The 25845-nt window shown below is 59.7% G+C and carries 25 protein-coding genes and 2 pseudogenes; 18 read left to right on the top strand and 9 right to left on the bottom strand.

All coding sequences use genetic code 11. The features are described 5' to 3' along the window. Nucleotides 1-12: 12 nt before the first annotated feature. The 4 genes and pseudogenes from OMK73_RS10750 to OMK73_RS39085 all read left to right on the top strand — a co-directional run bounded on the left by OMK73_RS10750 (nucleotide 13) and on the right by OMK73_RS39085 (nucleotide 5354). Entirely contained in the window at nucleotides 13-1128 is a 1116-nt protein-coding gene (locus OMK73_RS10750) for an efflux RND transporter periplasmic adaptor subunit (RefSeq protein WP_267602010.1), read from the top strand. Continuing rightward, a pseudogene (locus tag OMK73_RS10745) lies at nucleotides 1125-4246 on the top strand (efflux RND transporter permease subunit). The gene OMK73_RS10750 and the pseudogene OMK73_RS10745 overlap by 4 nt, the downstream one beginning before the upstream one ends. A gap of 162 nt (nucleotides 4247-4408) precedes the next feature. After that, complete coding sequence (locus OMK73_RS39090; protein ID WP_420715502.1) at nucleotides 4409-5245, top strand: reverse transcriptase domain-containing protein; 837 nt, start codon at nucleotides 4409-4411, stop codon at nucleotides 5243-5245. Then, on the top strand, nucleotides 5178-5354 hold the full coding sequence (locus OMK73_RS39085) for a hypothetical protein (protein ID WP_420715515.1): 177 nt from the start codon (nucleotides 5178-5180) through the stop codon (nucleotides 5352-5354). The genes OMK73_RS39090 and OMK73_RS39085 overlap by 68 nt, the downstream gene beginning before the upstream one ends. A 612-nt stretch (nucleotides 5355-5966) precedes the next feature. Here OMK73_RS39085 and OMK73_RS10740 read toward each other — a convergent pair. Then, nucleotides 5967-6347, bottom strand: coding sequence for a ProQ/FINO family protein (locus tag OMK73_RS10740; protein WP_420715501.1), 381 nt, complete (start codon nucleotides 6345-6347; stop codon nucleotides 5967-5969). Nucleotides 6348-7012: 665 nt separating this feature from the next. Between OMK73_RS10740 and OMK73_RS10735 the strand changes: the two genes are divergently transcribed. The 4 genes from OMK73_RS10735 to OMK73_RS10720 are packed head-to-tail and all read left to right on the top strand — an operon-like array spanning nucleotide 7013 to nucleotide 9832. Then, the gene (locus OMK73_RS10735) at nucleotides 7013-7846 is read left to right on the top strand and encodes an integrase catalytic domain-containing protein (RefSeq protein ID WP_267602009.1); all 834 of its coding nucleotides are present in this window, start codon (nucleotides 7013-7015) and stop codon (nucleotides 7844-7846) included. Further along, a complete protein-coding gene (locus OMK73_RS10730) occupies nucleotides 7822-8406 on the top strand; it encodes a Mu transposase C-terminal domain-containing protein (RefSeq protein ID WP_267602008.1) in 585 nt (194 codons plus the stop codon). The genes OMK73_RS10735 and OMK73_RS10730 overlap by 25 nt, the downstream gene beginning before the upstream one ends. A 6-nt stretch (nucleotides 8407-8412) precedes the next feature. After that, nucleotides 8413-9282: a TniB family NTP-binding protein gene (locus OMK73_RS10725; protein ID WP_267602007.1), complete on the top strand. Its 870-nt coding sequence runs from the start codon at nucleotides 8413-8415 to the stop codon at nucleotides 9280-9282. Beyond that, complete coding sequence (locus OMK73_RS10720; protein WP_267602006.1) at nucleotides 9257-9832, top strand: TniQ family protein; 576 nt, start codon at nucleotides 9257-9259, stop codon at nucleotides 9830-9832. Before OMK73_RS10725 ends, OMK73_RS10720 begins: the two co-directional genes overlap by 26 nt. Before the next feature lie 411 nt (nucleotides 9833-10243). On the opposite strand, the gene OMK73_RS10715 is transcribed toward OMK73_RS10720, so the two are convergent. The 3 genes from OMK73_RS10715 to OMK73_RS10705 all read right to left on the bottom strand — a co-directional run bounded on the left by OMK73_RS10715 (nucleotide 10244) and on the right by OMK73_RS10705 (nucleotide 12760). Beyond that, nucleotides 10244-11329 (bottom strand): IS630 family transposase, encoded by a 1086-nt coding sequence (locus OMK73_RS10715; protein ID WP_420715500.1) that lies wholly within the window; start codon nucleotides 11327-11329, stop codon nucleotides 10244-10246. Nucleotides 11330-11395: 66 nt separating this feature from the next. Beyond that, nucleotides 11396-12205 (bottom strand): hypothetical protein, encoded by an 810-nt coding sequence (locus OMK73_RS10710; RefSeq protein ID WP_267602004.1) that lies wholly within the window; start codon nucleotides 12203-12205, stop codon nucleotides 11396-11398. A 180-nt stretch (nucleotides 12206-12385) separates the two neighbouring features. After that, nucleotides 12386-12760 (bottom strand): PHA-granule associated protein 4, encoded by a 375-nt coding sequence (locus OMK73_RS10705; RefSeq protein ID WP_267602003.1) that lies wholly within the window; start codon nucleotides 12758-12760, stop codon nucleotides 12386-12388. 554 nt (nucleotides 12761-13314) lie between these two features. Between OMK73_RS10705 and OMK73_RS10700 the strand changes: the two genes are divergently transcribed. The 3 genes from OMK73_RS10700 to OMK73_RS10685 all read left to right on the top strand — a co-directional run bounded on the left by OMK73_RS10700 (nucleotide 13315) and on the right by OMK73_RS10685 (nucleotide 15838). Continuing rightward, a complete protein-coding gene (locus OMK73_RS10700; RefSeq protein WP_267602002.1) occupies nucleotides 13315-13638 on the top strand; it encodes an H-NS histone family protein in 324 nt (107 codons plus the stop codon). A 268-nt stretch (nucleotides 13639-13906) separates the two neighbouring features. Next, on the top strand, nucleotides 13907-14470 hold the full coding sequence (locus tag OMK73_RS10695; RefSeq protein WP_324291706.1) for a GNAT family N-acetyltransferase: 564 nt from the start codon (nucleotides 13907-13909) through the stop codon (nucleotides 14468-14470). Nucleotides 14471-15424: 954 nt separating this feature from the next. Then, nucleotides 15425-15838, top strand: coding sequence for a hypothetical protein (locus tag OMK73_RS10685; protein WP_267602001.1), 414 nt, complete (start codon nucleotides 15425-15427; stop codon nucleotides 15836-15838). 106 nt (nucleotides 15839-15944) lie between these two features. On the opposite strand, the gene OMK73_RS10680 is transcribed toward OMK73_RS10685, so the two are convergent. From OMK73_RS10680 to OMK73_RS10665, 4 genes are all read right to left on the bottom strand, one after another. Beyond that, nucleotides 15945-17327: a sensor histidine kinase gene (locus OMK73_RS10680; protein WP_267602000.1), complete on the bottom strand. Its 1383-nt coding sequence runs from the start codon at nucleotides 17325-17327 to the stop codon at nucleotides 15945-15947. Further along, nucleotides 17324-17992: a response regulator gene (locus tag OMK73_RS10675; protein ID WP_267601999.1), complete on the bottom strand. Its 669-nt coding sequence runs from the start codon at nucleotides 17990-17992 to the stop codon at nucleotides 17324-17326. The genes OMK73_RS10680 and OMK73_RS10675 overlap by 4 nt, the downstream gene beginning before the upstream one ends. A gap of 146 nt (nucleotides 17993-18138) precedes the next feature. Continuing rightward, nucleotides 18139-18282, bottom strand: a complete 144-nt coding sequence (locus tag OMK73_RS10670) for a hypothetical protein (protein ID WP_267601998.1) — start codon at nucleotides 18280-18282, stop codon at nucleotides 18139-18141. Between the two features lie 101 nt (nucleotides 18283-18383). Then, the gene (locus tag OMK73_RS10665; RefSeq protein WP_267601997.1) at nucleotides 18384-18512 is read right to left on the bottom strand and encodes a hypothetical protein; all 129 of its coding nucleotides are present in this window, start codon (nucleotides 18510-18512) and stop codon (nucleotides 18384-18386) included. 318 nt (nucleotides 18513-18830) lie between these two features. On the opposite strand from OMK73_RS10665, the pseudogene OMK73_RS39080 reads away from it, so the two are divergent. The 6 genes and pseudogenes from OMK73_RS39080 to OMK73_RS10635 form a co-directional block, all read left to right on the top strand. Continuing rightward, nucleotides 18831-18970: pseudogene (locus OMK73_RS39080) on the top strand (transposase); the annotation flags it as partial. A 12-nt stretch (nucleotides 18971-18982) separates the two neighbouring features. Beyond that, nucleotides 18983-19324, top strand: a complete 342-nt coding sequence (locus OMK73_RS39075; RefSeq protein ID WP_420715518.1) for a hypothetical protein — start codon at nucleotides 18983-18985, stop codon at nucleotides 19322-19324. 691 nt (nucleotides 19325-20015) lie between these two features. Then, nucleotides 20016-21365 (top strand): 2-hydroxycarboxylate transporter family protein, encoded by a 1350-nt coding sequence (locus OMK73_RS10655; RefSeq protein ID WP_324291705.1) that lies wholly within the window; start codon nucleotides 20016-20018, stop codon nucleotides 21363-21365. A 103-nt stretch (nucleotides 21366-21468) separates the two neighbouring features. Continuing rightward, nucleotides 21469-22506, top strand: coding sequence for an isocitrate/isopropylmalate dehydrogenase family protein (locus OMK73_RS10650; RefSeq protein WP_267602092.1), 1038 nt, complete (start codon nucleotides 21469-21471; stop codon nucleotides 22504-22506). Between the two features lie 127 nt (nucleotides 22507-22633). Then, nucleotides 22634-22882 (top strand): hypothetical protein, encoded by a 249-nt coding sequence (locus OMK73_RS10645; RefSeq protein WP_267601996.1) that lies wholly within the window; start codon nucleotides 22634-22636, stop codon nucleotides 22880-22882. A gap of 767 nt (nucleotides 22883-23649) precedes the next feature. Then, nucleotides 23650-23964 carry a hypothetical protein gene (locus tag OMK73_RS10635; protein ID WP_267601995.1) on the top strand — a complete coding sequence of 105 codons (315 nt, stop codon included), beginning with the start codon at nucleotides 23650-23652 and terminating at the stop codon, nucleotides 23962-23964. Between the two features lie 379 nt (nucleotides 23965-24343). Here the strand turns inward: OMK73_RS10635 and OMK73_RS39070 are convergent, their stop codons facing one another. Then, on the bottom strand, nucleotides 24344-24763 hold the full coding sequence (locus OMK73_RS39070) for a hypothetical protein (RefSeq protein WP_267601994.1): 420 nt from the start codon (nucleotides 24761-24763) through the stop codon (nucleotides 24344-24346). 769 nt (nucleotides 24764-25532) lie between these two features. Here OMK73_RS39070 and OMK73_RS10625 point away from each other — a divergent pair. Then, nucleotides 25533-25790 (top strand): DUF1488 family protein, encoded by a 258-nt coding sequence (locus tag OMK73_RS10625; RefSeq protein ID WP_267601993.1) that lies wholly within the window; start codon nucleotides 25533-25535, stop codon nucleotides 25788-25790. Nucleotides 25791-25845 lie beyond the last annotated feature (55 nt).

The raw sequence follows: 25845 nt of genomic DNA, 5'->3' as shown, positions 1-25845 counted from the left end.
GATGGGGCTTTCATGCTTTCGCGTCGCTTTATTACCTCTACCGTTGTTCTTGCGTTTCCGCTCGCGCTGAGCGCTTGCGGCGAAAAGGCCTCTGCAGACCCGCGCACCGAGGCACCGTTGGTGCGTGCCACGGTCGTCCAGCCAGCCGCTTCCGCATCGCGTTCATTCACGGGGATCGTCGCTGCCCGGGTGCAGAGCGACCTCGGCTTCCGTGTGCCCGGCAAGGTGCTGGAACGCCTTGTCGATGCGGGGCAAACCGTCAAGCGCGGGCAGCCGCTCATGCGCGTCGACCCGGTCGATCTGAAGCTCGCCGCACATGCACAGCGAGAAGCCGTGAGCGCCGCGCGAGCGCGTGCGCAACAGACGGCGGAGGACGAAGCCCGCTACCGCGATCTGCGCGGAACGGGCGCAATTTCCGCCTCGGCCTATGACCAGGCGAAGGCTGCGGCGGACGCGGCCAAAGCCCAGTTGAGCGCGGCGGAAGCGCAGGCCGATGTTGCGCGCAACGCCAGCCGCTACGCAGAGCTGATCGCTGATGGCGACGGCGTAGTCATGGAAACGCTGGCCGAGCCCGGCCAGGTCGTCAACGCGGGGCAGGCTGTTGTGCGTCTGGCCCACGCAGGCCACCGCGAGGCGGTCGTTCAGTTGCCGGAAACGTTGCGGCCGGCGATCGGCTCTGTCGCACAAGCCACAATGTTCGGAAAAGACGGCACCAGCGTGCCGGCGACACTGCGGCAACTGTCGGATGCTGCCGATCGGCTTACCCGCACCTTCGAAGCGCGCTATGTGCTGGATGGGGAACTGGCCAATGCGCCGCTGGGCGCTACCGTGACGATCCAGATTCCGGATGGGCTCACCACCGCCCAAGGCGATCTCCAGGTGCCGCTGGGTGCCCTGTTCGATGCAGGCAAGGGTTCGGGCGTGTGGGTCATCCAGGGAGATCCTGCCAAGGTGTCGTGGCGATCCGTCACCATCGTGCGCCTGGGCGATGAAGGTGCCCGGGTCGCGGGCCAGGTCAAGCAAGGGGACCGGATCGTCGCGCTTGGCGCACAACTGCTGCGTGAGGGCCAGCAAGTCCGCGTGGCGGGTCAGGGCGCCAGCACTGCCATCGCGGGGGTGCGTCTGTGAGCCAAGGCCGCTTCAACCTGTCGGCGCTCGCGGTGCGCGAGCGCGCCGTGACTTTGTTCCTCATCTGCTTGATCTCTCTGGCGGGGCTCATTTCCTTCTTCAAGCTGGGCCGCGCGGAAGACCCGGCGTTTACGGTCAAGGTGATGACGATCATCACCGCGTGGCCGGGCGCCACCGCGCAGGAAATGCAGGATCAAGTCGCCGAGAAGCTCGAAAAGCGCATGCAGGAGCTGCGCTGGTACGACCGTACGGAAACGTACACGCGGCCGGGCCTGGCGTTCACCACGTTGACCCTGCTCGACAGCACGCCGCCGTCGGAAGTCCAGGAGGAGTTCTATCAAGCGCGCAAGAAGGTCAGCGACGAGGTGGCCAACCTGCCGCCCGGCGTGATCGGGCCGATGGTCAATGACGAATATGCGGACGTGACCTTTGCGCTGTTTGCGCTGAAGGCGCAGGGTGAGGCGCAACGTGCCCTTGTGCGCGATGCGGAGACGCTGCGCCAGCGCTTGCTGCACGTGCCCGGCGTGAAGAAGGTCAACATCACCGGCGAGCAGTCGGAGCGCATCTACGTCGAGTTTTCACATGACCGGCTGGCGACGCTGGGCGTGAGTCCGCAAGAGGTGTTTGCCGCGCTCAACAGCCAGAATGCCCTGACGGCAGCCGGCTCGGTAGAGACGAAAGGGCCGCAGGTATTCGTCCGTCTGGACGGCGCGTTCGACGAACTGCAGAAGATCCGCGATACGCCGGTTGTATCGCAAGGCCGCACGTTGAAGCTGTCGGACATTGCCACGGTCAAACGTGGCTATGAAGACCCCGCCACGTTCATGGTGCGCAATGGCGGTCAACCGGCCTTGCTGCTGGGCATCGTCATGCGCGAAGGCTGGAACGGGCTGGCCCTAGGCAAGGCGCTTGACAAGGAGGTCGGCGCCATCAACGCAGACATGCCGCTCGGCATGAGCCTGACCAAGGTGACGGACCAGGCGGTCAACATCAGCGCTGCCGTCGATGAGTTCATGCTCAAGTTTTTCGCCGCGCTACTGGTGGTGATGCTGGTGAGCTTCGTCAGCATGGGCTGGCGCGCGGGCCTGGTGGTGGCCGCGGCTGTGCCGTTGACACTGGCGGTGGTCTTCGTGGTAATGGTCGCCACTGGCAGGAACTTCGACCGCATCACTCTCGGATCCTTGATTCTGGCGCTGGGCCTGCTGGTGGATGACGCCATCATCGCCATCGAAATGATGGTAGTGAAGATGGAAGAGGGCTACAGCCGCATCGCCGCTTCGGCCTATGCGTGGAGCCATACTGCGGCGCCCATGCTATCGGGCACGCTGGTGACCGCCGTCGGTTTCATGCCCAATGGCTTTGCGCGATCCACCGCCGGTGAATACACCAGCAACATGTTCTGGATCGTTGGCATTGCGTTGATCGCATCCTGGGTGGTCGCGGTGGTGTTCACGCCTTACCTAGGCGTGAAGATGCTGCCCGACTTCAAGAAGGTCGAAGGCGGCCACGATGCGATTTACGACACGCCGCGCTACAACCGCTTCCGTCAATTGCTCGGGCGCGTGATTACACGCAAATGGTTGGTCGCGGGTTCGGTGGTGGGCCTTTTCGCCTTGGCCATCGCGGGCATGGCGGTAGTCAAGAAACAGTTCTTCCCGATTTCGGATCGACCCGAAGTGCTGGTCGAGGTGCAGATGCCGTATGGCACGTCGATCAACCAGACCAGCGTGGCCACTGCAAAGCTGGAAGCTTGGCTCGCCAAACAGAAGGAAGCCAGGATCGTGACGGCTTATGTTGGCCAGGGTGCGCCGCGCTTCTATTTCGCGATGGGGCCGGAACTACCCGATCCGTCGTTCGCCAAGATCGTAGTCCGCACCGATAGCCAGGAAGAGCGCGACGCGTTGAAGCAGCGCCTGCGCCAGGCCATTGCCGACGGTCTTGCCCCCGAGGCGCGCGTGCGTGTCACGCAACTGGTGTTCGGCCCGTATTCGCCGTTTCCGGTCGCTTACCGCGTGACCGGCCCGGATGCGGAGACGTTGCGCCGCATCGCGGCCGATGTCCGGCTGGTGATGGACGCCGGCCCGATGATGCGCTCGGTCAACACTGACTGGGGGATGCGCGTACCCACGCTGCACTTCACCTTGCAGCAGGACCGCTTGCAGGCCGTTGGGCTGACCTCCAGCGCCGTCGCGCAACAATTGCAGTTCCTGCTCAACGGCATTCCGGTGACGGCGGTGCGCGAGGACATCCGCACCGTGCAGGTGACCGCGCGCTCGGCCGGCGACATCCGACTGGATCCGGCCAAGATTGGCGACTTCACGCTAGCCGGCGCCAACGGGCAACGCATTCCGCTCTCGCAAGTGGGCAAGATCGATGTGCGCATGGAGGAACCCATCATCCGCCGGCGCGACCGCATGCCGACCATCACGGTGCGCGGCGATATTGCCGATGGCCTGCAGCCGCCCGACGTGTCGACAGCCATCAGCAAGCAGCTTCAGCCGATCATCGAGAAGCTGCCCAGCGGATACCGCATTGAACAAGCGGGCTCCATCGAAGAATCGGGCAAGGCGACGAAGGCCATGCTGCCGCTGTTCCCGATCATGCTGGCCATCACACTGTTGATCCTCATCTTCCAGGTGCGGTCCATTCCGGCGATGGTCATGGTGTTCCTGACCAGCCCCTCGGCTTGATTGGTGTGGTGCCAACGCTGATTCTGTTCGGGCAGCCGTTCGGCATCAACGCGCTGGTCGGCCTGATTGCGTTGTCGGGCATCTTGATGCGCAACACGCTGATCCTGATCGGGCAGATTCAGCACAACAAAGCCGAAGGGTTGGACCCGTTCAGGGCCGTTGTAGAAGCCACCGTCCAGCGTGCGCGGCCAGTGATTCTCACCGCGTTGGCCGCCATCCTGGCCTTCATTCCGCTGACCCATTCGGTGTTCTGGGGCGCACTCGCTTACACGCTCATCGGCGGGACATTTGCTGGGACGATTTTGACCCTGGTGTTCCTGCCGGCCATGTACTCGATCTGGTTCAGGATTCGGCCCGGCAATGCGGCCGATGCGCAGCGAGATCGGCATGAGAGTGTGCAACCCGCCGGACAACTGGTGCCCGAGTAATGGTGATCTGCAAGGGTATGTGCCAGGCACATTGCCCCTGATCTCAATTCACTTGCATCGCGCCCACTCCATGGGGGGGACCAGCAGCATTTTTGTCTCCCCGCCTGCCCATTTCTACCTCCGTGTCTCCGTCCGTACCTTAGGGCAGGCGGGGTTTTTTCTATGCCGGAATGTCTATTAATGATAGAGCGGTGCTGCGCAAGATATACATCTACGGTTATCTCAACCGCGTGTAGCCGCGCCCACGCCAGGAGCGTAGGCGACGCGCCGTCCTCTACCTGCAGATCGCTAGGACCGCTGATGTATACGCCGGCGTTATCCGATGAAAGCGGTGCGCACCCACATCAGGGAAGACTGGATGCTGTTATACATCGAACGGTGGCTGGTTGCACCGTTCGAGACAACGGACGGGGTACGTGTGCCCCGCACGTGGGGGACAGCCCAGGGCGGTGTCGTCAGTCCGATCCTGATGAACCGCATTACCCATTCGACCGATGGATGCACCGCACCAGCCCCAACTGTCCGTTTGCCCGCTGCGCGGATGACGCGGTGGTTCACTGCCATAGCCGCAGGCAGGCGGAATACGTGATGCGGTCCATTGCAACACGGCTGGCAGCTTGTGGGCTGACGATGCATCCGGAGAAATCGAAGATCGTGTTCTGCAGAGACAGCAACCGCAGCGAACGCCATCCGCATGCGAGCTTTACGTTTCTCGGTTTTACGTTCAGGCCGAGGAAGGCGCGCAGCCCGCAAAGGGGGGCCGTTTACCAACTTCCTGCCGGGAGCCAGCGAGAGTGCCTTGAAGCGGATGCGGCAGGCAGTGCGGGGTGGCGCCTTACCCGCCAGACCCATGTAACGCTTGCCGACGTGGCTGAGACTGTACAACCCGGTGATACAGGGGTGGTGGAATTACTATGGCGAGTTCAACAAGATTGCGATGCTTCGCATCTTCCGGCACATCGACTGTGCTCTGGAGCGTTGGGCCCGACGGAAGTATAAGGGCCTGCACCGGCGCAGGCCACGAAGTGCCGAATGGCTGGACAGGATGCGCCGTACCAACCAGATGCTGTTTGCTCACTGGCGTGTGGTCGCGCCGCAGGCTGGATAACGGGAGCCGCATGACGCGAGAGTGTCACGTACGGTTCCGCGAGAGGCTCGGGGGCGGTTCCCCGGGTCTACTTACCACGCTGTGGTGACGGTGCCGGTTTGGCGATGAGGTCCGATGCATTCGCTATGACGTGACGCGGCGATCTCGAGCGCCGAGATGCGGCGGGGCGAGAATTCCCGTTCAAAACCGCGACCCGGACCTGGTGTTGAGGATCGTTAATTCCGCTAGCGGTGACCGCTATATCCGCTAGCGATCACATGGATGTAAACCATTGATCTATATAGAGAAACAGCCGTTCAGTGGCGCTTTTTGGCCGTTGTGCAAGAGCAACGCCTTTTTCCGTCCATGTCCAACGATTCCGCTAATGCGGCGCGGCGGATCATTAATTCGGCTAGCGCGGGCTACGCCGAGCCGGTGTCGGCGAAATTCTATTGCTGGCCGGGCAGGGCGGACGGAGAGGGTGATAGTTCGGTAGAGCCATGCGCATGACCTCGCGAAAGATGGGAAAAATAGGGGAATTCTTGCGATCCGCATTCACGCCACGACCTGCGCGTCAGGGAGATCTCCATTGAAAGCGCTCGCGAGCATCGGCAGGAGAAGAGCGTTTTTCCTTCATCTATCCTGGCTGGCACCCACATTTGCATAATTAGAGGTCGCCATTAGCCGAAATAGCGATCTGCAACAGCCGCGGCACCAGGTCCGGATCGCGTCGCGCAATGCCGGCTCCGTCAGGCCAAGTTCCTGCGCGTGCGGGACGAGATCCTCAAAGGTGCCGATCTTGAGCGGTACCTTGGGCGCAGGATTCTTCGGAAAGGTTTGTGGGAACCGTTTCTGCAACTTCACGATAGCTTGCAGCACCGGATCGACGGGCTTAACGGGTTTCGCTGGGCGGGCCGAAGCCTTCGGGGATGCGCGACGCGTCTTGTCCGGTGGCGCGGCCTTGGCTTGCTTTGCCAGTTGTTCCTTCAATGCCGCCAGTTGTTCGAAGCCCATCGTGCCCAGCCATAAAAAAATCATACAAAATTCTAGAGCAATCCGTCGCAATTCGCTTTGGCGCTTACTTGCGGCGTGACATTGGCAAAACCACATACCAGACATCCTGGCCCGGGTGGGCGCCCATCACCCTTCGCGCGTCCAGCCGATCCGGTGGCGCTCCTGCGTGGCCTCATGCCGCGCATCGTCTTCGGTGTGGAGGTAGGTGTTGCAGATCGTTAATTCCGCGAGCGGCGCCCACATATCTGCGAGCAATCACACTGGCTTAACGCATTGATTCTGAATGAAAAACTGTCGGTGGAAGGCGATTGGTGCCGTTGCGCAGAGGCAACGACCTTCCGGCGCAGGACCACAAATTCCGCGACTGTGACTCTGCGGACCGGTAATTCGACTACTGTGGGTTGAAGGTTAGTGTTCTGCGTACCTCCATGACTGAGCCTACGGAGCGTGAACTTGCCATTGCGCGAGTCCTGCGTCCTCTTGGAAGGGGACCGCTCTCGCGCAAGCAAGCAGAGTACGCTGGCAAATTGCTCGGAATGCATCGGTCCACGGTCTATCGTCTTCGGCAACGGTTTCTTGCTGATCCAGTCGCGAGCGCGCTGAGCCCGTATGACCGCGGTCCGAGATCCGGAAAGGGGCGACTGCCGGCGCAAGTCGAGAACATCGTGAACGATGTACTAACCACATGGCTGCCGCAGCAGCGTTATCTGGCGCATCCGCTGTTTGAGCTGACCATCGAAATCCGCAAACGTTGTGCAGATGCCGGCATCACCGCACCAGCCAGGTCAACCATTTCACGGCGCTGGGCCGCTCATCGGAAGGAAGAGGCGCTTCTGCAGGCGGCGTTACCGGCGGCAACAATTCCGCCTGGCAGTCTCGTGGCGCGTTACCCGATGGACATCGTTCAGGTCGATCACACTCTGGCCGATGTGATCTTGGTGGATGAGTTATATCGGCGTCCCATAGGTAGGCCATGGCTTAGCCTCGCTGTTGACGTTGCCACACGATGTGTCGTGGGAGTGTATGTGGGGATGGACCGCCCGAGTGCGGCCACAGTCGCTCTCCTGTTGACGCGCGTCGTGCTCGCCAAGGTGAGTTGGCTCGCCAGCCTCGAGGTCAGTGCCGAATGGCCGATGCACGGCATCCCGAAGGTTCTTCACCTCGACAATGCGGCCGAGTTCAAGAGCAGGGCGCTGCGTTCCGGGTGTAGCCAGTACGGGGTGGAGTTGATGTATCGTCCCGCCGGACGCCCATACTTTGGCGGACATATCGAGCGATTGAACCGGACCCTCATGGAGCGCGTCCACAGCTTGCCGGGGTCGACTGGATCCTCTCCAAAGGGCCGCAAGGCTAGGGCGCCTGATCGAGAGGCATCCCTGACTATCCGAGAGTTCGAGCGGTGGCTGGTCCTGGAGATTGCGCAGCGCTATCACCATAATGCGCACCGGGGTTGCGCGGAGCCACTCCCTACTCCATGTGGGCCACTCTTGGCGGCGTGACGCCACCGAAGTTGCTTCCCGATACGGCGTCCGAGGCTTTGCGCTTCCTGATCCAGTTCCTGCCGATGACCTATCGAACGGTCCAGGCGGATGGTCTCACGCTATTCTACATTCGATACTGGCACCCAATCTTTACTGCGTGGCGGGCAACCAAGCAGAAGGTCATTACACGGTTTCACCCGGAAGATCTCTCCAAAATTTTTGTCAGCGTTGATGGCAAACGGTACCTCGGGGCGACCTTTGCCGACTTGCACCGTGAGCGCGTTTCGTTATGGGAGCAGCGCAGCGCATTACGGCATCTGCGCGCCCAGGGACAGAAATACGTCAGCGAGGCGATGCTGTTTGAGGCCATCGATGAACAGCGACGGATCGTTGCGCGCGCAAGAACGCAATCATTGGGCGCAAGCCGTCGAGGCACTGTCTTGAAGGATCCGGTGCCAAGGAACGCTCGGCAAGAGAGTTCTCAAGTTCGGCAAAGCGAAAGCGCATCGGTGAAACCTACTGAGGCGTCCGTCGACTACAGCAAGCCAGCCATAGCGTACGATATCGAGCAATGGTGATCCGTAATGGGCGCGCTACTCACACATCTTCTGCCTGCTGCAAGACCATTGGCTCAGTGCGATGACAATGTCCGGATTCGAGGGCTGGCCCGTAACCGATGGATCGATTACCCGCGTGCCACGCAGGCGCTGGAGATTCTTGAACGACTCATCCAGACACCTGAGCGCGAGCGTATGCCATGCCTGTTACTGCACGGAGACTCCAATATCGGAAAGACGCAGATCATCTCCAAGTTTCGGCGTCATCATCCGCCCGAGTATGACGAGGAAAAGGGCGTTGAGATGTGCAAGATTGTCGCCATGCAGATGCCGCCGACACCTGATCAGCAGCGATTCTATGCGTCACTGCTTTTCGAGCTGGGGGCGCCTTTCAATGCTACAGCCCGGCTTTCCGCGCTCGAGAAGCTGACCCGAGAGCTTCTTCGGAAGGTGGCGCCGCGGATGCTGATTGTTGATGAGGTCCATCACTTGCTGGCAGGAAGCTACCGGGAACAGCGGGCATCCTTGAATCTGCTGAAGTTTCTGGCGAATGATTTGAGAATCTCCATCGTCCTCGTTGGCACCCAAGACGCCGTGATTGCGTTGCAAACGGATCCGCAGATGGTGAGCCGGTTCACACGCTTCGAAATTCCCAGGTGGAACGAATCAGAGGCCTTCCGATGCCTCCTTGCTGCCTTTGAACGAATTCTGCCCCTTCGACGGCCGTCGAACCTGGCGCGGCAAGAGATGGTTCAGGCGATTCTGGCGGCGAGCGGCGGACTAACCGGGGAGGTATCGCGGGTACTCAATGTCGCGACTGAACTCGCCATTCGCGACGGCAGAGAGGTGATCGAACTTGGCCACATCGAGAATGCAGCGCGAGGTCTCCTGTGCTGAGCGTGTGAGACCTTGGCCGGTGGCGCCACGTCCGTTTGACGACGAGGCCTTTGGCGGCTGGCTGGGGCGCTTGGCAGCCACGTATCGAATCAGCGTCCACCAGTTATGGGCAAGTGGGCAGCTTGGGGCATTCCCCTACTTGCCCCGCTGTGGATGGCTGCTGTTTCCGCCGGTTGATGAGCTGGTGCTTGCCCGTCTCGCAGCTCTGACTCACGTTAACATCGACAGACTAGTGGCGATCCAAACACCAGCAGCGTGGGTGTCCGACCGACGCGGCCTTTCATTCTGCTTCGAGTGCCTCGCTCTGAATCCCCTCGATGTCTTTTCGCCTCGCTGGAAACGTGAGTGGCTGAATCCGGCGGCAACTGTCTGTGAAATTCACGATCACCGCCTCCAGGCCATCTCATCGTTCAGGTTACACCAGCTCAAAAATCTCAATGCAGTGATCCGTTGGGTAGGGAAACAGTACGCGCGGGGGATCGCGAGTCGTTCCGAAGCCTCGTTGGCACGCCACGTTCGCAGTATTAGTGCGCACCATTCGCAGAATTAGCGATCTGCAACAACCGCATCACGTTTAGGTGCCTTTCACTGACTATCAAAATGCAATTAATCGCCAGAATTCTTGCCTCAACTCAAACCGGGTTTGGCAACCCGGGCCACCTGCCAGGGGCGCGACGTGGAGAAGTGAAGCGCGGGCCGTTAAGGCCTTCCGCCTGCACGGGACGCCCATCCCATCTGCTGGCGCGCCGGCGCGGTGCAATCGGTGCTGCGGGTTCCGGCGCAAGCGGCGGCGAAACCAGCGCCATCTCGCGTGGCGAACGTCGTCCTGTCCGGCAGCGTAACCAATACGGCCATTGCCAACTTCGGCAGCTGGCCCTTTCTGCGACACAACCCTATCGGGTGCTCATGTATGCGGCAAACAGCGCCGGCTGCAAACCGCGCAATTCCTTGCGCCGTTCAACTAGTGCAGTGTTCCATTCTGTTTGGAACTTAAGCGGCGGTTAGCGCGAATGACCTTCTGCAGGATATCGCGAGCGCTCTTGGTCCAGATGAACGGCTTGGGGTTGGTGTTGTGGTGAGCGATGTACTCATTTATGGCGTCGACCAGTTCCGGCACGCTGGTGAATACGCCCCGGCGAAGTCGCTCGGTTGTGATGTCGCGAAAGAACCGCTCGACCATGTTCAGCCATGATGCCGAGGTGGGCGTGAAGTGCATGTTGAATCGCGGATGCTTGGCCAGCCAGTCCTGTACCGCAGGATGCTTGTGCGTGGCGTAGTTGTCGGCGATCAGATGCAGCGTTTTGTCCTTGGGCGTCTCGCGGTCGATCTTGCGCAGGAATTTCAACCACTCGCTATGACGGTGGCGCTGCTGGCACTGGGCGATGACCTGGCCATCGAGCACGTTGAGCGCGGCAAACAGCGTGGTCGTGCCGTTGCGCTTGTAATCGTGCGTCATGGTGGCCGCGCGCCCCTTCTTCAGCGGCAGCCCGGGCTGTGTGCGATCCAGCGCCTGCACCTGGCTCTTCTCATCGCAGCACAGCACCAGCGCGTGCTCGGGTGGCGACATGTACAGGCCAACGATATCTTCAAGCTTCTCGACGAACTTCGGATCGCGCGACACCTTGAAGCCCCGCACTATGTGCGGCTTCAACCCGTGGGCGTGCCAATGCCGCATGACGGTGCTGGCGCTCACGCCCAACTCGGCGGCCATCTTGCGCGTGCTCCAGTGCGTGGCCGCCACGGGCTTGGCTTGAGTGGTCAGCTCCACCAGCCGCGCCGTGTCCACCTTCAATGGCGGCGCACCGCGTGGCAAGTCACGTTCAATACCGGCCAGCCCCGATTGCGCATACCGCTCGCGCCAACGCGAAACCTGCACGCGTCCGATTCCCAACTGCTCGGCGATGTCCTTGTTCTGCATGCCGTTGGCGGCCAGCAGCACGATGCGCGCGCGCTGCGCCAGCCTCACGCTCGTGAGCTTCGACTGAACCAGCCGCGTCAACCTGGTTTGCTCCTCGTCGGTCAACAGGATCTCGGGGGCAACTCGCACTCGCTCTCTCCACGCTTTGTCGCTGTAGAGCAATAGTCTCATATAAGTTCCACCAAGAACAGAACACTACACTAGCTCGTGGTGGCGACCGTGCCGCTCCAAGTTCAGCAGTTCGAGCAGCACGCGCATCGCACGCTCAGGCGAGCTTTGAGTTGATTGCTGCGTCTGACGCAGTAGGTTCGCTAGGCCAGGCTTCTCGATCAACGCCCAGGCGGGAAACCACACCAGATCCTCGACGGCACCATCGCCCTCGAAGCGAGAGTCGAACGTCTTGCGAAGCGTAGTCAGACAGGAGTCCTTTAGGCGGTGCATCAGTCCGTCAAGACGGCTTGCCGAAAGCCACGCGAGTTCGGCCAACAGCGGCCAGATGGCCTCCAGTCCGTGCTGGTGATATTGCGCCTCTGCCATCCAGCAAAGCGTAGTGGGAATGCGGCGCCACGATGCAATACGTGCGATGGCTTCTTGCGCCGCGACCCAGTCCCCGACCTTGATCCACAAGGGCGCTGCATGGGCATCGTTCTCGTTGCGGCACAACGGCAAATGCTCAGCTGCGTGCGCGAGCGCTCGCCAAAACGGCGCGAGCCATGCGCTGCCGGCAGTATCACCAAACACGCGGGCGGCAGCCGGCATGACCTCGCAGGTGATCTCGCCTTGCGCACGTCGCAGTGCGTCGTGGTCGCTAAAACGCTCTGGCCTTTGATCCTCGAGGGCCCGAGTCAGCGTACTAAGGGCAGGGAGCAGATCGTCGGAAGGACACTCGCTGAGCAATAGCTGCAACGCACCACGCGCAGCCACCGCATCGCGGCGCTGCAGGGCGTCGGCAACATCATTACGTAGCATTACATCGCGGCTGTGAGCAAAGATATCGAGTTGCATCGACTTCAACACCCAGAATAATGTGACCGGTCAAGGCATGAGGAGGGATTCTAATCCATCTGGTAGCTCAGGAGCAGGTGGGGAGTGGCCGCATCGGCGGCGACCAGGCGGAAACCTTGCCAGCGCGGCCGATGGGTGGATACGCGTTGGAGTAGCCAATGGGATGCCAGGGGGAAGTGTTTACTCTGTCCATACCGAATCCACTTCCCGCATCAACCGCCCGGCGAGAATATAGTCGCCCAGCTTGGATGCCTTTGCCTCGAGGCTCTCCAACTCAGCTGCAGGCAGCTCGGTCAGATCAAATTGACAATAGAGGTTTCGCTGCCGGAAGGTCGTTTTTGGCTGCATCAGGCCAGCGACCAATGCCGTCGGCGATTTGACTGCGATGTTCTCTTGCCCGCGATATTCCACGCGGATCCCTGCCTTCTGGCCGAGCCGACCCAGTTCAATCGCGTCTTGCCAGCCAGCCTCATAGTCCAGTTCCACCACGGTCACGCCTTCCGTCCCCAGGAGTCTTAGTGCCTCCCCTTTGGTGCCAGCTCGTGCTGTCGCCATTGACTTCTCCACTCACATTCTTGGCGCATTTGGGCAACACCCTGTGCTCCCACAGTATTGTAATCGCCGGCGGAGCATCGAGCCCGATAGCCCTTTCCGACGATTGACATCCGCAGGGGCTGTGGAATGTGGGGGCAGACCAGGTGGGAAAGGGGAGGGAGTTGCGATGTCGCCGCTCTTTCAGAACACACTTCATTCAGCTTGTGGGATGCCAGGCATGGCGGTGGCATTGGGCAATTCCCCCCGGTGCCACGGTCATAGCCGGAGCCCTTGCAGGCTTCATGTTCGGCAAATTCAGCTCGGGGCAGCCAAGCATCGGCGAAGAACTTGTTCGTGCGTACCTCATTCTGCACATGGTAACTCGCGCTGAATTCACCCACTCAGTTGCTATCGCGCCTTTCCTGACGGGGGAGAATAGGCCGGGAGGGCTGTATTCACAGAAGCTATCTCTGTTCCGGCTAAGATCATCAGGGCGGGCGAGATTCACAGAGTTAATGAAAATTTGGCGAAGTGCTGTAGGATAATCGAACTGTTATTTATAGACGGAGACCGAGATGGCTACCTACAAACAGTTGCTAGCAGAAAAGGAAAGGCTGGAAACGCAGCTCGCCGAGGTTCGTCAAAGCGAGGTCGCGGGCGTCATTGAGAAAATCCAGGCTTTGATGGCAGAGTATGAACTCACCGTCGATGACTTGGCACCGAAGCGGCGCCGTGGACGCCCGGCGGCTAGTGACAAGCCCAAGGCTGCGGCGAAGGAGAAGACATCGCTGCCGCCAAAGTACATGGACCCCAAGACGGGCGCCACCTGGACCGGCCGTGGTCGGGCACCGGCGTGGCTAGGGAAGAATCGCGACAAGTTTCTGATTCCAGAGGCGTGAGCGGGAGCGCTAGCATCCGATTGCCAAGCAGGGATTCCTTGGTCTACGGTGTGGTTGCCAAAGTTGTCTTTCGGCATCAATTGCACGGCATTACCCAGACGTATCTGGGTTTTCCCGCTATCCACTAGCTTGGCGGAAGTGTTAACCGAGAAGCCGCAATCCTTAGGAATCGAATTGTTAAGCGTTTTCTGCGTTCAGCTCGCGTACGACACGAGGAGATGCCGGAAATGATGAGAAGCGTGCAGATTCGAGTGGCAGGAGAAACGGATTGGCCTGCTATCGTGGATGTTCTTTGGATGTTCTTGAGTGTTGTGGATTGCCTAACGATGTTTTCGATCAAGCATTGCGCTTCTTTCATCTCGCTGTATTAGATAAGCGGGTAGTAGGTTGTGCTTGCGCCGAGCAATATGGAGAGACGGTTGTTGTGCGGTCCGTTGGTGTGCTTCAAGAGTATCGTGGTCATCAAATCGCGACGCACCTTGTCGGCAGCATGCTGACGCGCGCTCGCGCGGATGGATGTACCAAGGCGGTACTCATCACCGCTGGCCGGCTCGGCCTCTCTAATCACTGCGATTTTCGCTCGCGGAGCTCGAATCCATGCCGGAGGAAGTTCGGCTATCCAAGACCTTCGTGGGAAGATTTGGCGGGGGAGGGCATTCAAGATTTCCATGGGCTAGCTTCGTGCACGACTTGCCGGGAGGAGTCAATATCTCGCGCAAGTCAGCGCCGATGGCTAGCCAGGAAACCGCACACTCAAGCGAGATCCAACACGTCGCAAAGCACCACGCGCAAAGCGGGGCCGGCTTCGAAGTCAGCTCGGCTTTGCCTCTGAATATCAGGACCCCAAGTCCGACGATCGGCGGACGGGCTACCGTGACTGAGAACGCAGCGGGCGCTGGGGACCGATCCGTCCACCACCAGTCCAGTCTCGCGAGCGCTTGTGTGCATGGCTTTCTTCTCATGGGCGCCCGAAACCGGCGCCACGCGAAGTGTCACATCAACTATCCGTTGCTGTTGCCGTCACGGGTGGGTCGCCGTAGCGTGGCGGAGATCGATTTGTAGCCTGTCTGCGCTGGATCCGGCTTGGGGCGGGGAGAACTACCGAGAGCCTTCTTCCTTTGGGGGAGCGCCGTGCCCGTTTTCACGTGTCCGGCGCCATGTTGTACCCGAGAGATTGGCTACAGCCACGCCGTAGTCCGGGCACATGCTAAGGTTGTCTGCTGCGGCAAAGGGGAGGATACTCAAAGTCGGGTAGTCCGCGATGGCTGCCCGATTTCTTCTTTGGACGTTCGGCCCTTTGCCTACCCGGCTGAGGGCTTTTTCTTTGCGCTGCACAAGACAGGCGGCGCAGTGGAAGGGCGCGGCGATCTAAGGCGATGGTGGCAAATGCAAGCCATTGAGGATCACCATGGTGCGGCACGCGCTCACCGGGGAGAGCGGCCCCGCAAACGGCCGTCACTCGGGCGCGCCGCGCGCCAGTTCTTGCGCGACGCCACACCCAGCGCCAGGCCGGCTGCGGATCGGCTAGGAAGCTCTCGTACAGCAGCAGAGCGACGACAGCGGCTTTCCGTGCTGCATCACGGCCCGCAACAGCAGTCGCTCCACCTCGCGCCGATAGGTTTGCAAGGTGGCGGGCGTATCGGCGTAGCGGGCCAGCCAGGCAGCGACAAGGCTTCAGATGGCGCGCTCTCTCTGCTTTGCCTCCCGCCATGCAGTGAATATCGGGGGAGCTTTCACACACAGCCGGGCCGAGCACGAACTGATCGGGCGACGGCGCGGCCCAACGATGAAGCTGCACCTGGCGCGGCACATCGGCTTTATCCGCATGAGCGGCTGCCTATTGGTCTATGCGCGTGGGCGAACCCTGTCCGACCATCAACTGCTGGTCTGCCAGACGCCTGGGTTTCGTTGGATGACGATACATCAGCGTGGGGCCCTAGCGCGGGCGTTACGCGACGAAGTGCTGCATTGCGCCGATCGGGAGCGACTGCTGTCGTATGCCCTGCCAGTGGCTGTATCAGCATCGACTGATCATCGTGCATGGGACGCTTTCAGGATCCTGCCACCAGTACTGCTTCGCCATCTCGGCACGGAACTCGGTATCAATACGCCCGATCTGGCGTCCTTGCGGGCGCTATGTCATTGCAAGGTTCCACCCGGAAGACCTTTCCTCACATTCTACGTTCAGCCTGAAAATTGAAGATATCCTGCTGTACTGAATGTGGGGCAGGGTCATACTGGCATGTCTTGCGAATGGCGTGCGCTGTGGGGGCTAGCTCTGTGCGGCTGGCCTGGCCCACCAGGGTTCAGGGGGCCAGTGGCAGGCGCACCGTCAGGGTCACGCCGCGTCCGCCGATGCCCGCGCTCAGGCCCACCTGGCCTTGGGCGGCCAGCACGATCTCCTTGACGATGGCAAGCCCCAGACCGCTGCCTTCCTGGTTCGGCAGCGCATTGCGATAGAAACGGTCGAACACCTTGGGCCGCGCTTCGGCGGGAATACCGGGCCCGTTGTCGCTCACTGCGAGGATGGCGCAGCCCGCTTCGCGCGCCAGCGCCACGGTGACCTGGCCATGCTCGGGCGTGTAGCGGATCGCGTTGTCCACCAGGTTGGATACCACCGCGGCCATCATCCACTCATTGACCCCCACCGTGACGCTGTCGGCCGCCAGCTCGGCGCCCAGGTCGATGCCCTTGCGCTGGGCCAGCACCACCATATCCTCCAGCGCGGCGGTCACCACCGGCACCAGGTCAGCGACCGGTTGTGCTGCGCCTGAGCTGTTCGCAGCCGCAGCCTCGGCCTGCGACAGCAGCAGCAGCTTGTTGGCCAGGTTGGTCAGGGCCTGCGTGCTGGTCTCCATCGAGCCAAGGATCTCGCCCAGCCTGGTGGCGTCGTCCATCCGGGCGGCGAACTGTAGCTGCGCGCCCAGCACCGCGAGCGGGGTGCGGATTTGGTGCGCTGCATCGGCGATAAAGCATTTTTGCTGGCGCACATATTCGTTCAGGCGGCGGATGCATTGGTTGATGGCTTCGACGATGGGCCGCAGTTCCTGCGGCAGGTCGGATACCGTCACCGGCACCAGATCCATCGGGTCGCGTCCTGCCACCTCGTCCTTCACGCGCAGCAGCGGGCGCAGTTCCACTGTGAGGCCTACCACCACCAGCGCGACCGCAAGCACCAGCATCACCACTTCGCGCAGCAGCGCCGGCATGCGCAAGGTGCGTACCAGCTCGTGGTTGCCGATCAGCGTCTGCCCGACGGTGACGGTGACCTTGCGCGCCTGTCCAGAATCGAACATGGTGCGCGAAGTTTGCACCACCCGCACCCGCTGCGCCTGGAACTGCGAAACGTAGAACACCGGATTGGAGGCGCCAGTCATCAGATGCTGATCGAAACCGGGATTGCCGGCGAGGATGCGGCCGCGGTCGTCGACCACGTTGTAGTAGACGTGGTCGGTGTAGGGCGAATCGAACGAGGACAGCGCCGACGGCGGCACCTGCACCGTGAGGCGGCCGTCCGCCCAGCCGATTTGGCCCGCGATGGCGTCGGCCGAGGCCTGCAGCGCGCGATCCTGCAAGCGGTTGGCGGTATCGGCCGCGCTCAGGTAAGACGCGTAGCTGCTGAGGCCGATAAATACCGTCAGCGGCACCAGCAGCCACATCAGCAGCCGTACTCGCAGGCTGTGGATCATTGCCTTTGCTGCAGCAGGTAACCGAGGCCGCGCAGCGTCATGATGGTGGCCTGGCAGCCCTCGAGTTTCTTGCGGATGCGGTGGATATATATTTCGATGGCATCCTCGCTGGCGTCCTCGTCGAGCGAGTACACGCCCGACATGAGGCTTGCCTTGGACACGGTCTTGCCCAGCCGCATCATCAAGATTTCCAGTGCGGTGTGCTCTTTCAGCCGCAACGAAAGCAGCTCTCCTGCAACGTAGAACCGCCGCGTGTCGGTGTTGTAGGTGAGGTCGCCGCAAGCCAGTTCGGCTTGCTTCTCTCCGGTCTGCCGCCGGGCCAGGGCTTTGATGCGCGCGACCAGTTCCCGCACTTCGAAAGGCTTGACGAGGTAGTCGTCGGCGCCAAGGCCCAGGCACTCCACCTTCTCGTCGACCGATGCGCTTGCGGTCACCACCAGCACGGGTACGTTGTTGCGGCGCGAGCGCAGCCGGCGCAACACGCTCTTGCCGGCCAGCCGCGGGATCTGCAGGTCGAGCAGCACCACGTCATAGCTCTGCGTCTGCAGCAGCCGATCGGCGTACTCTCCGTCCAGCGCGGTGTCGACCATGAAGCGCTCATCCTTCAGCAGCCTGGCGAGCCAGTGGATGAGCGAAGCGTTGTCTTCGATCAGCAATACCTTCATGGACCGCTCTGCTGAGGACCTACTGTTACCGGAGCCTCCTTTTACCACTGCCCGCCCGGAGGCGGGCGCCGTGCCGTATCGGGATATTCCCTGAGTGGCGAAAGCTGCGTGAAGGTTTTCGCTGCTTGGAATGAGCCCCCTGCGTTTCAGACGCGAGCGTGGTGAGAATGGGCCGCGCCGAAGACTTGCACCACACGCGCCAGCAGCCGCTCGGTCCCGGCACGCATGTCGATGGGCTCGACGGCTAGCCACAACTCGATCGCAGCCAGTCCCTTAGCAAATGGGCACATTGCTGCGCCGCCGACAGTGGCCAGTGCACGATCAGCGTGGCGGCTGCGCGTTGAATCTCAATGTGTATTACCTCGGGCGTGGCCGCCGCCGGCGTCTCGCATCAGTCTGCGTCAGCAGGTTCCCCGGCCGCGGGCGAGGGCAGCACATGCAGCGGTACAAACGCGTTGCCGTTCTCCAGCGTTGCCAGCATCTGGCGCTGACGGCCTTCGCGCATCCATCGGTGCACCATGTTCGGGTTCAGGCCTATGCACCCTCCTGGCGGATCTGTTCGAGTACCGTCGTCTTGAATTCGGCGCTGTACTCGCGCCTGCCGCCATGCGTCGGTGGCCACCACATAGATCTATCTCCAAAGTGATGAAGTCAAGCGAGCACGCCAGATGGATCAGGCCTTTGCTGCCCGGAAGCCAGCTCCTGGCGGGGTTCTCGAAAGCTTAGCGTGCAACATTGTCCGCTTTCTGGGGCCACTCCTCGGACAGCAAATTAAATAACGCAAATTGACAGCTGGATGAAAGCTAGGCCGCTCTAGAATGCAATCCCGGGGATCGGCATGCTCACGGCCGCGGCGCTGCTAGCGACGATCGGCGATGCGCAGGCCTTCCAATTGGGGCGGCAACTGTCGGCCTGGTGCCGCGTCAGCGCGGCACTGGGGGCAAGGTGCGTCTGGGCGCCGTCAGCAAGCGCGGCGACTGCAATCTGCGCATGCTGCTGATCCACGGTGCCATGGCGGTCCTGTTCCGGGCCAAGGACAAGGGGGCGCGGTGCGAACAGCTGGCGCGCCGACGCCCGACCAACGTGACGGTGGTGGCGTTGGCCAACAATGCGGCACGAATCGCGTGGACCGCACTGATGGGCAATGAGCCGTATATAAGGAACCACGAGTTGAGGAAAGCCGAGAGGGCCAGGCAAATGGCGGGTTCCGCGCTAGGCCGGTTGCGCCTTGCGAACAAGATTATTGAATTCGACCAGAAGGTTGCACGGGTAAATGTGACAGTGATGGCAAGACAGGTTGGACCGCAAGAACGACACCCTGTCGATTACTAGTGCCTTGAGCACGCTGAAAGGACGAGGGACGTTCTTGGCGAATTCCATCGGGACCGCAGGCTTGACCTGCACTAGGCCGGATGTAAGTCCGCAACCAACCCTATTCGAGCATTACGTGATTTTTACCTGTCAAACCTGCGCGTTCAGATAAATAATTGAAGAAGGTCGCAGCCCCATGTGCTTGGTGGTAGATCACAATCATAAAATGATGGAGACAAAAATCAATGAATAATTCTTTGCGTTCAATGAATTCGGCCCGTAATACCGGCGAAACCAACTGGTACCGTTGTCAATGCGTCCGATCAAGTCATGCTGCCGACTCATCAAAAAAATCAGCTTCAACTGCGGCATCGCCGAGATAATTCATTTGTCTGAAAATCAGACTGGCCGGTTTGGTTATTTCAAAGAGAAATAACTGGATCTGGCGGAGCAGCGCGGATCGATGTCCGCATGATCGAGAGTGCGATAAAGACACTCAGTGATCTGCACTCAGCCTCCAATCTGCATGTTCGACGCTCTTGATCGAACGCCAAAAAGACAGATTCTGCGCAAATAGTTGCGCATAGCATGCCTGCCCGCGTTGCAACTTAGCCGTAATTCCGTGACCGCATTCGTTCATGAAATTTGGCATTTAAATGCGCCTTATCACGGGTCTGTCGTTAATTTAAAATTAGGATCAAAGGAGAAGCCAATGAAATCAATGCCTTCTGAGTATATATTGCCGATTGAGAAAAAAACAACAGAAAAATTATGGCCAAATGGATGGTGGAGGTTGATGGAAATGCGAATTGGCATTATACCGTTACCGGTGTACTTGCTGTTGCTTGCATTGATAACCGGATTTATCTCCACCGGAAAAGTGCCGTCCGATATTTCGGTATCGATTGCGTTGCTGGCGGTGGGTGGTTTTTCTTGCGCAGAATTGGGCAAGCGACTTCCTGTTATGCGCAACATAGGTGCCGCGGCGATTTTTGCGACCTTCATTCCTTCTTACCTGGCATTCAAGCATTTATTACCTGGCATGGTTTTAAAGAACGTGGTCGACTTCACCAAGTCGACCAATTTTCTTTATTTATTCATTGCTTCGATAATTGTCGGCAGTATCTTGAGCATGGATAGAACGGTTCTCATCAAAGGCTTCATCAAGATCTTTGTGCCGCTTGCCGCCGGTTCTGTCGCGGCCGCTGTTGTCGGCACGGCCGTCGGCACCCTACTTGGCTTGGGCGCTTACCATACCTTTTTCTACATCGTCGTTCCGATCATGGCCGGCGGTGTTGGCGAGGGCGCCATTCCATTATCAATTGGCTATTCCGGAATATTGCATCAGGCGCAAGGAGACGTCTTTGCGCAGGTCTTGCCCCCTGTAATGCTCGGCAGCCTGACCGCAATCATGCTGGCCGGTGTGCTGAATTTTGTGGGTAAGAAATACCCGCACCTCACTGGCGAGGGCCGGCTGCAGCCGGGCGAACATGACGAAATGCATCCGGCGGAGGAAGAAGGGCCCGGTAATACGGATATCGGTCATATTGCGGCCGCAGGCATTACGGCGATCTCGCTGTATATGTTTGGATTGATGTGTTGCAAGCTGTTTGACTTTCCGGCGCCCGTCGCCATGCTGTTTATTGCCGTGATTCTCAAGCTGTCACGCGCCGTGTCGCCGCAGTTGCAACAAGGCTCTTTCGTTGTCTACAAATTCTTTTCCACGGCTGTAACTTATCCGTTGCTGTTTGCCATCGGTGTATCCATGACGCCCTGGGACAAACTGGTGTCCGCATTCAATGTCCTCAATCTCATTACTATCGTATCGACTGTTGCGACGTTGATGGCGACAGGCTTCATGGTCGGTCGACGGCTGAATCTGTATCCGATTGAAACGGCAATTTTAAATGCCTGCCACAGCGGCCAGGGAGGTACCGGCGACGTAGCGATTTTGACGGCAGCGAATCGTATGCAAATGATGCCGTTTGCACAGATTGCGACACGCATTGGCGGCGCGATTACCGTAACACTCACCCTGATTGCCATGGCCCAGTTGAAATGAGTGCCTGAAGAAAGGTTTTCAGGTGATTGAATTCAGGTTTTCCGCCATCTGTCTCAATCATATTGTCCAGTGTATTTTATTAGAGAGTTATAGAAAAGATACCATGAAAAATACAATAATTCATAAAATCCCGGCAACGCTGATTCCCGGCGATGGCATCGGTCCGGAGGTAGTCGAGGCCACGGTCCAGGTGTTGGACGCATTGGGTTCTCCCTTCTCGTGGGATGTGCAGCAGGCGGGAATGGCTGGCGTCAACAGCAGCGGCGACCCGTTACCGGAGGCAACGCTGGCCAGCATCCGCAAGAACAAACTGGCTTTGAAAGGTCCATTGACCACGCCGATAGGCGAAGGCTTCAGGTCCTCCAACGTTCGCCTTCGCGAAGAGTTCCAGCTGTATGCCAATGTCAGGCCCGCGATGACGATTGTGCCCGGCCGCTACGAGAACATTGACGTGGTGCTGGTGCGGGAAAACATAGGCGGATTCTATGTGGCGCATGAATACTATGTTCCGGTCGGCGACGATCCGCGCGCAGTTGCAGTCTCTACCGGGGTCAATACCCGCGACGCCTGTAAACGGATTGCCCGTTTTGCCTTTGAATATGCCGTAAAGAACGGCCGCAAGAAAATCACCGTGGTGCACAAGGCCAATATCCTCAAGGCGCTGACCGGCATCTTCCTCGAGGCGGCTAGAGAAGTAGCGAGAGAATACGAAAATAAAGTGCAGATGAACGACATGATCGTCGATGCCTGCGCCATGCAGCTGGTGCTTAATCCCTGGCAGTTCGACATGCTGTTATGCACCAATCTGTTCGGCGACATTCTTTCGGATCAGTTGGCAGGCCTGGTTGGCGGGCTTGGCATGGCCCCCGGCGCAAATGTCGGCGACGACACGGCGATATTCGAAGCGGTGCACGGATCGGCGCCGGACATTGCCGGCAAGGGCATCGCCAATCCGATTTCCTTGATGCTTGCTGCAGGCCTGATGCTTGAACATATCGGCCGGCATGATCTCGCCCAGCGACTGCGGGCGGCGATCACAGGAACCCTTAACGAGGACCACGTTCGGAGCGGTGATCTTAAGGGGACGGCATCTACCCGCCAATTTGCCGATGCGATTGTGTATCGGCTTGATGTGATCTAGACAGAATGTATTGACCTGCCGCACCTCAAGCGGCGTGGATTAGGCTTGAGATACTATGAAGGGCCGCGGAGGCTAAGCCCCTGGAGTAAAACGAAGATTCGCAGTCTCGTTTCTCAGGAGCACGCAAATGAACACGCCTGACACAGCCCTTCAGGGGCAGAATACGACGATCACCGGCTGGCTGTATATGGCCTTCGACCCGGGCGAGAAGGGCTGGAAGCTGTCGCTGGGCGACGGCGTGCGTGGACCGAGCCGGCATACGCTGGTGGCTAGCGACCTGAATGCAGGAAACAGTACGCGCGGGATCGCGAGTCGTTCCGAAGCCTCCTTGGCACGCCACGTTCGCAGTATTAGTGCGCACCATTCGCAGAATTAGCGATCTGCAACACCGGCGCATGCGTACCCCAGCCGAGTGCACTAACGAACGACATGGCAGAAGTGCATCGCCGCGGCAAACGATGCATGTCCTTTCTCGCCCCGGAACACGAGACGGGCGCGACGATGGAGCCATCTTGATTCATGTGGATCTCCTTCTCGTTCGTCACCAATCCTGCGAACGTACCGATGTCGCCGACAACCAGCTTGATGGCCTAGTAGGGCCCGCTCTCGATGGGGGCTACGCACGGATTGGGTTTATGCAGGGCATCACCCTGATACCGGTTGTACGGGGGCTGGCGCTCCTGCGTGGTGGGCATCGTCTTCCGTAGCCAGTCCTTTGGGCGAGCCGCTATAGATCACGCGCCCGCCTGTTTCCCCGGCGGCGGGTCTGGCGTCGACCAGCCAGTCGGCGCAGCGCATCATCTGCATATCATGTTCGACGACGAACAGCGAGTTGCCCCCTGCCTTCAAGCGCTGCAATGCACGAACAGGGCTTCACCGTCCGCCGGATGCAGGCCGGGTAATGGTTCGTCGAGCATTGAGATTTCCTTTGTTTGGGGGTTTTCTCCAAGTAGGGTGGAGGCGAGCTTTGAGCGGCCTACGTCGATTGCCTCCGAATTTCGCTGCAAAGATCGATAAGTCATAAGCGCAATAACAAATGTGTGAGTTTGTGCACCGCACAAGCCGATCAGGCAGCCTATACTCAAGGCGAACTTTACTGGCCCCGGGGAAAACGAAATAACCACCTGAAAAAGGAGGTGGATAATGCTGAAGAAAATTGCACTGCTCGCGGTGACAGGAGCAGCGCTTGGTGCCGCAGTGGCCTATGCAGGCAACGGCATGCGGGACATTTACACTGATGGCGCTAACACGGCGGGGCCTCGTGACCCCTATACCGATGGAGGGAAAGCAACGAAGTTCGATGTCTACGGCGATGGAGCTAGATCCTCAAGGTTTGACGTTTTTACCGATGGCGCGAGAGTCACGGACCGCCGTGATCTATTCACTGATGGAGCGAGAATCACAGACCGGCGCGATGCATTCACTGATGGTGGCCATATCAAGCGAGACATTGAGTAGTCCGCGGAATTAAGTCTGGAGAGAAGACTCTTTGGCTCCCCGACCGCATCCTGACGGCCCCCAACGGTACTCTCTGCTGGGGGCGTTCTTATTTTCAGCGCAACGGCGCGCCGTCCGTCGCCCACGCAAAGGTGCCGTCTGATACGACCGCAAGCAATTTTGGTCTGCGACGCGCCCGCGTCGCGGCATCTCAACGAACTCCCTCTCTACCTCCGACAAAGATTTCTGTTTTCACGCGCAAGGACGCAGAGCCGTCTCGGGTTCCCGACCTGAACAAGCGGACGTTCACAGATGGCCACTGTCGGTCGGACGTGTAGGTCCGAAAAGACCGACGAGTCGCCATCCAGCCTCCGCTCGCCGAACGGTCGAAGACGTGTGGCTAGCGGTCACCCAGCTCAGGATTGGTGATCGTGGTCTCGACGTTGGCCCGATCGATCAGGTTGTGACCGCGCGGCTGCTCGGGCAATTGGTGCGGAGGTGCGGATCCTGAATCCAAGTTGCCCGCCGCTGCCAGACGATGCGCCCGAGCCATGTCGAGGCCGAACTTCGCGAACTGTTGGTATGGGCCGAAGGGTGAGCACGGACACCCAAGAAATGCCTCATACAAAGACGCGTGCGGCTGAGCCTCATAGCCGATGCAGGCCTTCACAGGGTCGAAGTCTTTACCCGCCACGTTCTTGGGATGCGTGACGTGCTGTGCGAGTTGCCGCTCCATTTGGAACTGACGAAGCTCTGCGGAAAAACCGGACAGGGATGTGGTGGAGGACATCCAGACGGCAAAATCGCCTTGCTCTTCCATTGGATCGCGCGTCGGCGTCGCTCGGCCGCGGCCAGGTCGCGCAATTGATCGTTGGTGGAGTTCTGCCGCTGCCGCTGCTGCGGGATGGCGCTCAAAAGGGCTTACACGGATCTTTGGCAGGGAACCATTATCGGCCGGCTGATTGGCGGCAATGCGCAGGCGTTTCCGCGAATGTCGGAATGAGGGGTTCTCTGGGATGTGGTCGGTGCGGACGCGTCGCCCGGAGACCGCGGGGCCCGCACAGTTCGCTGCGCGGGCTGTTTGTTCTGGGCGCTTCGGCGTAGTGCTACGCGTAATCGCCAAACCGATCTGGGTCGTCCGGCATCGTCCATTCGACGGATTTTTCTCCGATGTCTTTTGCCTGTCTCGGGACTGCGGGCAATGTCGTGTGGGGTGCGAACTCCGAGATTAGCTGAGACTTTGGTACGTTGATGACTTCCTCGCCGTCTTCGGACCAACATTTGAACCTGACGGTCATATGGGACTCCGGTTAGTGACTCAAAGGATCCCTCTTGCAGTGGAATGCACAGGGGCGAACTATCATTGTAGGTCGGATATATGAGAGTTGGCTGACGTCAATAGCGACAGGCCTGGATCCAGTCCGATTCTGCCGGCGCGTTATCGGACCGTTGCTCAAGGCAGAGATTTCTAAGAATCCGCTACTGTCGTTGGGTACGCCTCGCAAGCCATTATCAGCAGCGGAAGCCGTCTCTTCAGGAACCTAACACGCTCATGCTACGATTCCTTCATCAAGCCAAAGGAGTTGAAAATGCCAAATTCCTTCTCGATACATTCGCCGAAGCCGTCCGACGACGGGGAGCGGGTGTACTTCACCATCGAGGCGGATGGAGCCAAAAGTAAAGGCTATATTTCGCGCTCGGCTCTTGATGAACTGGCCGGTGGCCATATTGGCGACCTCGGGGAGATCTTCGACAAGCATCGAGATCGGATCAAGGAAGCGGCCCACCTTAAGTGGTTGGTGAATCCTTCGCTCGATCCCATCGTGCTCAGTAGCGACGATTTTTGAGTGGATCAATATGGCCTCCTGGCGCATACCATGGCGCCGCTGAAGAGGATGGGGC

It is taken from the genome of Cupriavidus sp. D39, from assembly GCF_026627925.1.
GTDB classification, from domain to species: domain Bacteria; phylum Pseudomonadota; class Gammaproteobacteria; order Burkholderiales; family Burkholderiaceae; genus Cupriavidus; species Cupriavidus ulmosensis.
The sequence above is the reverse complement of the archived record's forward strand: the minus strand, read 5'-3'. Positions and strand labels throughout refer to the sequence as shown.

Bases quoted from the DNA above. Each gene is read 5' to 3' on its own strand.
- OMK73_RS10670 (WP_267601998.1), bottom strand. From the start codon at position 18,282: ATGTGCCCATTTGCTAAGGGACTGGCTGCGATCGAGTTGTGGCTAGCC.
- OMK73_RS39075 (WP_420715518.1), top strand. From the start codon at position 18,983: ATGCTGCTGATCCACGGTGCCATGGCGGTCCTGTTCCGGGCCAAGGAC.
- OMK73_RS10635 (WP_267601995.1), top strand. From the start codon at position 23,650: ATGCTGAAGAAAATTGCACTGCTCGCGGTGACAGGAGCAGCGCTTGGT.
- OMK73_RS10710 (WP_267602004.1), bottom strand. From the start codon at position 12,205: ATGCAACTCGATATCTTTGCTCACAGCCGCGATGTAATGCTACGTAAT.
- OMK73_RS10655 (WP_324291705.1), top strand. From the start codon at position 20,016: ATGAAATCAATGCCTTCTGAGTATATATTGCCGATTGAGAAAAAAACA.
- OMK73_RS10730 (WP_267602008.1), top strand. From the start codon at position 7,822: ATGTGGGCCACTCTTGGCGGCGTGACGCCACCGAAGTTGCTTCCCGAT.
- OMK73_RS10720 (WP_267602006.1), top strand. From the start codon at position 9,257: ATGCAGCGCGAGGTCTCCTGTGCTGAGCGTGTGAGACCTTGGCCGGTG.
- OMK73_RS10685 (WP_267602001.1), top strand. From the start codon at position 15,425: ATGAAGCTGCACCTGGCGCGGCACATCGGCTTTATCCGCATGAGCGGC.
- OMK73_RS10705 (WP_267602003.1), bottom strand. From the start codon at position 12,760: ATGGCGACAGCACGAGCTGGCACCAAAGGGGAGGCACTAAGACTCCTG.
- OMK73_RS39090 (WP_420715502.1), top strand. From the start codon at position 4,409: ATGCCGGAATGTCTATTAATGATAGAGCGGTGCTGCGCAAGATATACA.
- OMK73_RS39070 (WP_267601994.1), bottom strand. From the start codon at position 24,763: ATGGAAGAGCAAGGCGATTTTGCCGTCTGGATGTCCTCCACCACATCC.
- OMK73_RS10650 (WP_267602092.1), top strand. From the start codon at position 21,469: ATGAAAAATACAATAATTCATAAAATCCCGGCAACGCTGATTCCCGGC.
- OMK73_RS10700 (WP_267602002.1), top strand. From the start codon at position 13,315: ATGGCTACCTACAAACAGTTGCTAGCAGAAAAGGAAAGGCTGGAAACG.
- OMK73_RS10625 (WP_267601993.1), top strand. From the start codon at position 25,533: ATGCCAAATTCCTTCTCGATACATTCGCCGAAGCCGTCCGACGACGGG.
- OMK73_RS10725 (WP_267602007.1), top strand. From the start codon at position 8,413: ATGGGCGCGCTACTCACACATCTTCTGCCTGCTGCAAGACCATTGGCT.
- OMK73_RS10740 (WP_420715501.1), bottom strand. From the start codon at position 6,347: ATGGGCTTCGAACAACTGGCGGCATTGAAGGAACAACTGGCAAAGCAA.
- OMK73_RS10675 (WP_267601999.1), bottom strand. From the start codon at position 17,992: ATGAAGGTATTGCTGATCGAAGACAACGCTTCGCTCATCCACTGGCTC.
- OMK73_RS10665 (WP_267601997.1), bottom strand. From the start codon at position 18,512: ATGGTGCACCGATGGATGCGCGAAGGCCGTCAGCGCCAGATGCTGGCA.
- OMK73_RS10750 (WP_267602010.1), top strand. From the start codon at position 13: ATGCTTTCGCGTCGCTTTATTACCTCTACCGTTGTTCTTGCGTTTCCG.
- OMK73_RS10645 (WP_267601996.1), top strand. From the start codon at position 22,634: ATGAACACGCCTGACACAGCCCTTCAGGGGCAGAATACGACGATCACC.
- OMK73_RS10680 (WP_267602000.1), bottom strand. From the start codon at position 17,327: ATGATCCACAGCCTGCGAGTACGGCTGCTGATGTGGCTGCTGGTGCCG.